General features: G+C 33.4%; 1 pseudogene. It reads left to right on the forward strand.

Annotated features, from left to right (window positions below):
- Positions 1–183 precede the first annotated feature (183 nt).
- A pseudogene (locus AJN64_RS01615) lies at positions 184–2503 on the forward strand (beta strand repeat-containing protein); the annotation flags it as partial.

Raw genomic sequence — 2503 nt, forward strand, 5'->3', positions numbered from 1 at the left:
TATAAAATAAAATTTAAATTGAAATTTTATAATTATATAATAATCAGTATTTAATTATACTTTAAGTTCAAATATTTTATTATTCCGCTATTTTATTTTTATATTTTATATTATTATTAAAAAATAAATAATATGAAATTAATTTCAAAATAAATCATTTTAAATAAGGAAGGAGAAAAATATTTGAGTAAAAATATTATTTTAAGTAAGGTGTCTACGGGGGGGGGTTAAAGAACCCTGTTTGAATTCTAAAAAGATAGTTTTATCTTTAGCTACTATTTCTTTTTTGGCAAGTTATGCTAATGCCACACTTACTCCTGAAATAAAAACTTATGATGAAGTTAATAAAAATACTAAAGCTAGATCAGCAAGTGTTTATACTCCTGAAGCTAGAATTGATACAACTGTAAGTGGCTCAATAAGCAATCAAATCAACATTACCGATCAGGGACCACATACCATAATAATTCAATCAGGTGGAACTCTAGGCAGTACAGGTAATAACGATAGAATCATCTATGCTCATGCTAGTGGTAGCAATACTCTCACTCTTGCAAATCTTACCAATAATGGAACCATCAATGGCAAGATAGCTGTAGAACATGATAACGATTTTACAGGAACTATTGCTGTCAACACCTTTGAAAATACAGGTCAAATTAATGAACAAATTTACATGGGAATTTGGGGAGGTAACTCAGGAACCCTTAGCATAGATAAATTTAACAATAGTGGAACCATTCAATCTCCTAGCGATTTAGGTGTTTATTTTGAAGGAGGACATACCAGCATAAAAACCTTTAATAACAGTGGTTTTATTAGCGGAAGTCAAGGTGTAGGTCTATCTGAAGGAACTATAATAAGTTTTAGTAATAGTGGCAGCATAAATGGTTCTTCCAATGGAGTAAATGTAAGTTGGGCTACCATAGAAAACCTAAATAATTTAGGAACTATCAATGGTAGCTCTTCTGGTGTATTTGTAGCAGGTGGCAACATAAAAACTCTTGTAAATTCAGGAGTTATAATATCTAGTGGTAATCATAGTGATCATGCTGGTATAAAACTCGAAAGTGGCGGTGCCATAGAAAACATCATCAACACAGGAACTATACAATCAAATTATACTGGTATAGTTGTAACTTATGGTAAATTTGGAACACTTACCATAAAAGATGGAGGTGTAGTTTATGGCAAATACATAGGAATAGGAGTGGGTCAATGGCAAAGTTTAGGTGATTTATACATAGATGGAACAAGCTCAAAAAAAGATGGCACAGTGAGCGGAATTTATAGCGATAATTATGGAATTTCCTTAGAAACTGGATCAAGTGCTCAAAAAATAGAACTTAAAAACGGTGGTATTATAAAAGGTAAGGTTCATGGTATAAGATTGATAAACTCGGCCTCTTTAAGCGGAGAAATGATTTTATCTGGAAAAGGTTCTAGAGTAGAAGGTGGAAGTGGTGCTGGTATATCTAATTCAAATGGAAAAATAACAGGCTCTATAACCATAAAAGATGGAGCAACCGTCACGGCTACTTCGAATCAAGCCATATCTAACTCTGGCTCAGGAAGTATAACAGGTGGTATTACTGTTAGTGGGGAAAACACTAAACTTGAAGGAAATATAATCAATACAGGTAATGCTTCTATAGGTAGTGATATCAAGATAGAAGGTGGAGCTAAGGTAGAAGGTGGTCTTGTTAATCAAGGTAATGGAAGTATCTCAGGAAGTGTTCAAGTAAGTGGTGGTAGTAGTATTGATTCCATTACCAATACGGGTAATGGAGCTATTTCTGGTTCAATTACTGTAGATAAAGATAGCAAACTTGATTCCATCACTAACACCTCTACTTCTGATACAGGTATTTCAGGTTCCATCACTAACAATAGTGATAATAAACTTGAAATTTCTAACTCAGGTAATATCGGTGGTAAGATTGAAAGCACAGGTAGTGCTGATATGGTAATTAGCAATAGCAATGGAGGAACTATTAGTGGAGGTATTAGTTCTTCAGGAAGTGGAAACACTAGTATTTCCAATTCACAAGGCTCAACCATAAATAACGGCATCACTGTTTCAGGATCAGCACAAGTTGAAATCTCCAACCAAGGCTCAGTAGGTAAAGATGATCATGGTAATACAGTAACTAACAATGGTAGTGGTAGTGTTGGAATCAAAGATTGGCTTGTTACTACAGATAAAGATACAGGTAAATTAGACACTATAATTGTAGGTGGAAATGGAAATGTAAGTGCTGATAAAATCACTATAGATGAGGGTAATCTCGATCTAGGACAACTTGATAATATAAACAATATCATCTCAGGGGTAAAACCAGATAATATTGGCAATATAGGAACTAATGGTAGTGGAGAAATTGATTTTATCTATGATCCTTCAACAGGAAAAATTCATAAAAGGTTTAATCTTAATGCTTCCATATCAGGTGCAACCTTTAGATCTTTAATCTCTACTACTTCAAGAAGATCTACCTTTATA

This window comes from Campylobacter sp. BCW_4332 (assembly GCF_001763175.1).
Taxonomy (GTDB): Bacteria; Campylobacterota; Campylobacteria; order Campylobacterales; family Campylobacteraceae; genus Campylobacter_D; species Campylobacter_D jejuni.